Origin of the sequence: Pseudomonas sp. SF2, from assembly GCF_036858055.1 — a bacterium.
GTDB lineage: Bacteria > Pseudomonadota > Gammaproteobacteria > Pseudomonadales > Pseudomonadaceae > Aquipseudomonas.
In genome coordinates, this window is record NZ_JAMBDI010000048.1 from 102,225 (window position 1) to 109,298 (window position 7,074).

At 61.1% G+C, this 7,074-nt stretch carries 5 protein-coding genes; 2 read left to right on the forward strand and 3 right to left on the reverse strand.

The genetic code is table 11. From position 1 onward, the window contains the following. Window positions 1-87: 87 nt before the first annotated feature. Genes M2S36_RS22560 through M2S36_RS22570 form a run of 3 tightly spaced genes read right to left on the reverse strand, consistent with a single transcriptional unit; the run spans window position 88 to window position 4,683 of the window. Window positions 88-1,407 (reverse strand): TldD/PmbA family protein, encoded by a 1,320-nt coding sequence (locus M2S36_RS22560; protein WP_333957873.1) that lies wholly within the window; start codon window positions 1,405-1,407, stop codon window positions 88-90. Beyond that, window positions 1,407-2,849, reverse strand: coding sequence for a TldD/PmbA family protein (locus tag M2S36_RS22565; protein ID WP_333957875.1), 1,443 nt, complete (start codon window positions 2,847-2,849; stop codon window positions 1,407-1,409). Before M2S36_RS22565 ends, M2S36_RS22560 begins: the two co-directional genes overlap by 1 nt. A 31-nt stretch (window positions 2,850-2,880) precedes the next feature. Beyond that, window positions 2,881-4,683, reverse strand: a complete 1,803-nt coding sequence (locus M2S36_RS22570; protein WP_207828591.1) for an acyl-CoA dehydrogenase — start codon at window positions 4,681-4,683, stop codon at window positions 2,881-2,883. A 237-nt stretch (window positions 4,684-4,920) separates the two neighbouring features. On the opposite strand from M2S36_RS22570, the gene M2S36_RS22575 reads away from it, so the two are divergent. Further along, window positions 4,921-5,607 carry a hypothetical protein gene (locus M2S36_RS22575; RefSeq protein ID WP_333957876.1) on the forward strand — a complete coding sequence of 229 codons (687 nt, stop codon included), beginning with the start codon at window positions 4,921-4,923 and terminating at the stop codon, window positions 5,605-5,607. A 1,089-nt stretch (window positions 5,608-6,696) separates the two neighbouring features. Beyond that, a complete protein-coding gene (locus M2S36_RS22580) occupies window positions 6,697-6,960 on the forward strand; it encodes a DUF3077 domain-containing protein (RefSeq protein WP_019473937.1) in 264 nt (87 codons plus the stop codon). Window positions 6,961-7,074: the final 114 nt, after the last annotated feature.

Sequence of the window (7,074 nt, forward strand, 5' to 3'; positions counted from 1 at the left end):
CCCGCTCCCACAGGGATATCACTACATTCAAGGGCAGTGGAGTTCCTGTGGGAGCGGCTTTAGCCGCGAAAGGGCCGGCAAGTCCAGTCACAATGTCAGAGTCAGGCCTTTGACCAGTGCACCTGGCAAATGACTCGACCCGGTACTGCGCTGTCCATAAGTACTGGTCGACAGAATCATCTCGCGCTCCTGGGTCAGGTCTTCCAGCTGGCTACCCAACAAGCTGTAAAGGCTGTCATCGAAGCGCATCGTCCTCACCGGCCCCTGGATCTGCCCGTTCTCCACCCAGAATGTGGCGAAGCGGGTCAGCCCGGTCATGCGTGCAGCCGGCAGGTCGGAATAGTTCAGGTACCACAGGTTGCTGATGTACAGCCCGGTGCCGAGCCGCTCCAGGACCTGGTCACTGGGCAGGCTGCCTGCTGCCAGGCTGAGCGCACACGGGGACTCGTAGCTGTCGGCACCATTGGCCAGCAACTCGAACTCGGCCGCACTGCGCGCACTGATCAGGCGCTGCAGGGCCGTGCCATGCTGGATCAACGGCACATCCAGGCGCGGCGAGCCTTCATCGGAAAACGCCGGGCTCAGCGAGCCGCTGACCTGCTCGGTGAAACTTACCAGCGGGCTCAGCCGCGCATCGCCGTTGTACAGGCGCTGCAGGGCGCTGTTGCCGGTGGCCAAGGCCTGTGCGGAAAAACCGCCCCAGCACAGCATGCCGGCTATTTCGTCCATGGCCGCCGGGGCCAGGTAGGCGCGGTAGCTCCCAGGTTTTAGCGTGACTACCGGGCGGCCAAGGAAGCCCAGTTGCTCCCGCGCCTGGCGCAGGCGTGCGGTGAAGTCGTCGGCGCTCCACACCTGTCCGGCGTAGTTGGCCTTCACCGCCTCGCCGTTTTCGTGGAACAGGCTCCAGTCGAAGTTGAAGCTGTTGGCCTGGTGCCAGCCGAAGGCCCCGAACGAGCTGGCGAAGCCCCGGCAGATGGGGCCGGCGGCGTAGATGCCGACCAAGTCGAGGTCGCCGGCCTCGCGGTCGAGCAGGGCCAGTACTTCGCTCAGTTCGGGCAGCGGCTGCGCCTGCTGGCTTTGGCTGTGCCAGGCACTTTCGTCCAGACGCAGGTAGGGGTCGACAGCCAGCAGTGGCAAGGTCTGGCGCAGTTGCTCCAGGGCCGCGATCAGGCGCCGGCTATCCAGTTGCGTGTCACCACTCAAGGTCAGCTGTTGCTCTGCCTGGCGGCCATCGCGGATCAGCCGTAGCTGCGCACTGGCCTGGCTCACTTCGCCAGCCTGGCGCACCTTGGCGTGATTGAAACGCACGAATTGCGACTGTTCGGCGCTGTAGCCAAGGGTGAACTGTTCGCTCGCTTGCAGGGCTTTGTGCACATCCCCGACCAAGGCTTCGAAAGTGTGTTTCATCAGGCATCTCCTCCGAATACGTCGATCTGGCGGAACACACAGGCCGGCGAGGCATGCCCCACCCGCACCACCTGGTTGGGTTCGCCCTTGCCGCAGTTGGGTGTGCCCAGCACCTGGAAGGTACTGCGGTCGCCGACTGCCGCCAGGTTGCGCCAGAACTGCGCGGAGATACCGCGGTAGTTGGGGTTCTTGACGATGCCCTTGAGCTCGCCGTTTTCAATCAGCTGACCCCACTCGCAGCCGAACTGGAACTTGTTGCGTGCATCGTCGATGGACCAGGAGCGGTTGGTGCGCATCAGGATGCCGTGTTCGATGCCCTTTACCAGTTGATCCAGGCTCTGGTCGCCCGGCTCGATGTTGAGGTTGGCCATGCGGTCGATCGGCGCACGGTTCCAGCCGCAGGCGCGGCTGTTGGCCACGCCATCCAGGCCGGAGCGGAACTGCGACAGCGCGCCACCCAGCGGGCGTAGCAGCAGGCCGTTTCGGATCAGGAACTGCTTGCTGGCCGGGGTGCCGTCGTCGTCATGGCTGTAGCTGGCCAGCTCTTCGCCGATGGTCGGGTCGAAGGTCACGTTCAGCAGGCTGGAGCCGTATTGCAGGCGGCCGAAGTCGCTGGCTTTGACGAAGCTGGTGCCAGCGTAGTTGCGCTCGTCGCCGAGGATGCGGTCCATCTCCAACGGGTGGCCGATGGATTCGTGGATCTGCAGCATCATCTGGTCCGGCATCAACAGCAGGTCGCGCGTGCCGCTGGGGGTGTTCGGTGCCAGCAGCAGCTGTAGCGCTTCGTCGGCCACCCGGCGGGCCGCGCCGACCAGGCCGCAGCGCTCGATGATCTCGAAGCCGCCCTGCTGGCCGAAGTTGTCGCGGCCCAGGCTGCGGCTCTGGCTGTCCTGGCCGTCGCTGGCGGTCACGCCCAGGCCCGGGAACAGGAAGCGCTGGGCGTGGCGCAACTCGGCGCCGGCCGAGTTCAGGTAGGTCTGCTCGACCAGGCTCAGGCCCAGGCTGGCCTGCCAGTCCACCAGGCGGCTGTCCTTGGGCACGCTGGCCGATTCGGCCGCGAGCAGGCCGAGGCAATCGGCGAGGGTAGGTACGGGCTGGTCGAAGTTGGGCGAGATGTGGTCATGGCGGGCGCTGGTGACGGGCTGTTCGCGCAGGTCCAGCAGGCTGTGCCGGGCGACCTGCCGGGCCAGCGCCTCGGCTTGCTCCAGGGCGCGCTGCAGGCCGGCCTGGGACAGGTCGGCGGTGGCCGCGTAGGCCTCCACGCCATTGAGCCGCACGGTGAGCATGGCGCCTTCGTCCTGGCTGAACAGCGGCGGTTCGGCGACATTGCGGCGCACCGACAGCGCCTGGTGCGACTGTTTCACATGGCGCAGGGAAAACAACTCGGCCGTACTGCGCAGCGCAGCGAAACGCTGGCGCAGCAGGGCGCTGGAATCGAACATTCGGAAGCCTCCGTGTACACGGTGGCTCCCCCTAGAACCACCCGTCTTGCATGGCGAGGCAGGTATCGTCGCGCGCCTCGAGCAATGCCAGCTCATTATGGCAGCCCGGTACTTCCCAGGTCAGGAAATAACGCGCGGCCTGTAGCTTGCCGAGGTAGAAGTCGCGGTCGGCAGGGTTGCCCTTGAGCAGTCCAAGCTCGGCATGAATCGCCTGCTCCAGCCAGCGCCAGCCGATCACGCAGTGGCCGAAGGCCTTGAGGTACAGGGCGGAGTTGGCCAGGGTACCGGCGACTTTGCCCTGGGCCAGGTCACCCAGCAAGGCCAGGGTCACACCTTGCAGGCGGTTGACCAGTTGCTCCAGCGGCTGGCGCAGTGGGTCGAGGTTCGGGTGGTGGCTGGCGCGCTCGCCGGTGGCGGCGATCAGGCGGATCAGCTGTTTGAGGCCGGCACCATTGTTCTGCGCCAGTTTGCGGCCGAGCAGGTCGAGCGACTGGATGCCCTCGGTACCCTCGTGGATCGGGTTCAGGCGGTTGTCGCGGTAGTACTGCTCCACCGGGTATTCGCGGGTGTAGCCGTGGCCGCCGAGGATCTGGATCGCCAGTTCGTTGGCCTTGAGGCAGAAGGCCGAGGGCCAGGACTTGACGATCGGGGTCAGCAGGTCGAGCAGCTCCTGCGCCTGCTTGCGGGCGCTGTCGTCGCTGGCAGTCTGGGTGTCGTCGAACAGGCGCGCGGCATACAGGCCCAGGTCGAAGGCGCCTTCCACGTAGGCCTTCTGTGCCAGCAGCATGCGTTTCACATCGGTGTGTTCGATGATCGGCACTGCCGGGCTGTGCGGGTCCTTGTTGTCCGGCAACCGGCCCTGCGGGCGCTGGCGGGCGTATTCCAGCGAATACAGGTAGCCGGCGTAGCCGAGCATCACCGCGCCCATGCCGACACCGATGCGTGCTTCGTTCATCATCTGGAACATGCAGGCCAGGCCCTGGTGCGGCTGGCCGACCAGGTAGCCGACGCACTGGCCGTTGTCGCCGAAGTTCAGCGCGGTGGAGGTGGTGCCGCGCCAGCCCATCTTGTGGAACAAGCCGGCCAGCAGCACATCGTTGCGCGGGCCACGGCTGCCGTCCGGGTTGACCAGGTACTTCGGCACGATGAACAGCGAAATGCCCTTCACCCCGGGCGGTGCGTCCGGCAGCTTGGCCAGGACCATGTGCACGATGTTTTCCGACAGCTCGTGGTCGCCGCCGGAGATGAAGATCTTGTTGCCCTTGAGTCGGTAGCTGCCGTCACTGGCGGGTTCGGCGCGGGTGCGGATATCGGCCAGTGACGAGCCGGCGTGGGGTTCGGTCAGGGCCATGGTGCCGAAGTAGCGGCCTTCGATCATCGGCTGGAGGAACAGGCGCTTCTGTTCTTCGCTGCCGAAACTCTCGATCAGGTTGGCCGCGCCCATGGTCAGGAACGGGTAGGCCGTGGTGCCGGCGTTGGCGGCCTGGAAGTGGGCGAAGCAGGCCTGTGAGACCAGGCTCGGCAGCTGCATGCCACCGACCTCGAAGTCACGGTTGGCGTTGAGGAAGCCGGCTTCGAGAAAGGCGTCGACGGCGGGTTTTACTTCGGGGATCAGCTCTGCACGGCCGTCGACGTAACGCGGCTCGTTTTCGTCGGCCTTGCGGTTGTGCGGGGCGAAGAACTTCTCGGCAATGGTGCGGGCAGTTGATAGCGCCGCATCGAAGGTTTCGCGGTTGTGCTCGGCGAAGCGTGGGCGCTGTGTCAGGGCTTCGGCGTCGAGGACTTCGTAGAGTTCGAAGGCGAGGTTGCGGGGGCTGAGCAGGGTCTCGGGCATGGTCGCAGTCCTGAGGCGGGATGCTGCGAGTGTAGGAGGGTGGTGGGGTGGGCGACAGGTTAATAGGTTTGGGTGATATGGGTTGAGAAAGTGTAATGAGACCTGCGGTCTGGCATCCGTACAGGTGTTGCTTTCCATGAAAGATAGAGAAATTTCCCACAGCGTTATCAGAAGTGGTCCTACAGATTTTTTGATCTAGCGAATGTAAACGTCGGTGTTCTGAATGGAGGATTGGCAATGGAAAAGCTCACTCGCTGGACGAACGTTCGAACGGATGACCTGTGTAGGGTCGAAGCCCCATTCTTTTCGGCCGGGATAATTAGAGATTATTTGCAAAGTAGGGGCTACGTACAAGAAATATTCGGCGTAACAGAACTCTTAAAGGAGTGCGGTTTGTATGGCTCGGTTAGACTGGCGAGTGATCAAATTGATAGAGCGCTTAGGCCGGTTGCATCAGGTGAGTGGATGCTGATTAGAGATAGGCCATTCAAGCCGATAAATCTCGAAGAGAATTGGTATGCGAGAAGTTGTCGTGAGAGGGGCGGTGGCGATTTTCTGATTAACACTGTTTCTGCGATGAGTGGGCCGGGCAAGTGGAAGATAACAGCTATGCGTGTTAATAAACTTGCTTCGAGTGCTGCCTTTGTTGCGAATTTCCTTACATCAAGAGGAGATGAGGGGCGAGTCTTCTTGTCGTCAGGGAAAGATTTTGCGAATACGACGAGAACAGTTACGCAGGAATGGGTACCGCTAGATGAAGAGGAGCAGAATTTTTCGCCGTCCTCCGCAATCCACAGATATGGAATGGAACGCAAAGTAGCCCAAATTTATGTGGAGGCTGATGATGCCTGGGATGTGTCGGGCTCCTCATGGCATTGGCGACCAGTAATCGCAAATGAAGAATATGAGTTAAAAGATAAATGAGCTGGAGCATCGGCTTGATAAGGTCAACGCGTTTGGTCGGTTTGTTTTGGGGTGGTATGGATGCTTTTTACATTTCTTTCGTTGTGGTCAGTAGCCTGAATAGAGGTTTGACCCCCTTTGTGAGTGATTTCAATTCCGCCCTTGCAAACATGGAACAGTGGGGGGGAGGGCTTGAGTTCATGGTGTGGATGGGACTGATTGTCCAGGTATCCCTTGTTGCCAGTAGCATATTGCTTTGTATGGGGAGAAGATCAGGGCGTTATCTGGCTTTCGTTCAATTTCCATTTCGTGTCTTGTTTATAGTTCCGTCGTTTTCTTTGTTTCTATTATTGCCAGATACCAGTACGTGGGTTTGGTTGAGCCTTTTCGCAGCTTCTGAAGGGGCTAAAATCCTAAGCCTTTGGTGGTTCTGGCGAAGGCTCGGATGAGCGAGGGCATTAAAGGGGCTTGCTTCGGTTCTTTCTGTATCTGTGCGACCGAGCGGCGCTCGGTCGCACAGGCGCGCTGCAAAGGGCGAGGTGAGACCTGCCAGCCCTACCGCATTTCAGTCAGCACCCCGGCAGTTTTTTAGGTTTTTGCCTATTCCATGTAGTCCATTTCCCAAACATACTCCCAGCCCCCTTTTAGTCATTGCGGTGCTCTGGGTAGGGCCCTAGTCTCGGGTGGTCGCTGGCGAATCAGTGACCGGCTTTGACAGGCCGTCCAGAAAATTCTCATGGCTCTCGCCTTTATGGCGGCTGTGTATGGGGCACCTCGCGTGCGCCGGGCTTTTTGGATTTTTCTACCGGTCTGTCAACCCATGCACAGCTGCCACCCTCCTGTTTGACAGCAGATGGTGGTGGCCCTTACCGAGAAAAATACCAATGCTGAAGAATGTCCCCGATCCACCTCGCTATCCCCCTTTCCATGAAGGCAGCCCGATGCCTGCTGTACGGCTTCGTTGATACGTCGCCTGGGCTGGCCCTTTCGCGGGTAAACCCGCTCCCACAGGATCTCCACAGGCTTCAAGAGTTACACCGTACCTGTGGGAGCGGGCGTGCCCGCGAAAGGGCCGGTCCAGGCAGTCGAGAATTATCAGGGGATTGAACAATGACAACAGAAGACACCCAATTCACCGTCGGCAAGACTACCTTCTACCAGGGCGAGAATGGCACACACCCGCTTTTCCGCATCGAGCCTGGCATCCCGTGCAGGGACGCCCGCGAGCAGTCTTCGGAGTTGATGGGTTATGTCCGTGAATTGACCATTACCGGGCTGATGGATGAGAAGCCGATGATGATCTGGGCTGCCCATTACCTGAGTGCGATGGCCAAGGCACTGATGGATGATGCTGAGTTGGGGATGAAGCAGTGAGGGTTTGGCTTCAGGTTGAATGAAGGCCGCCATGTGTTCGCCACAACAATTCCTGCGCCTATGAGATCGAGCGCCGCCCGCGCGGCGCTTCGCGGGGCAAGCCCGCTCCCACAT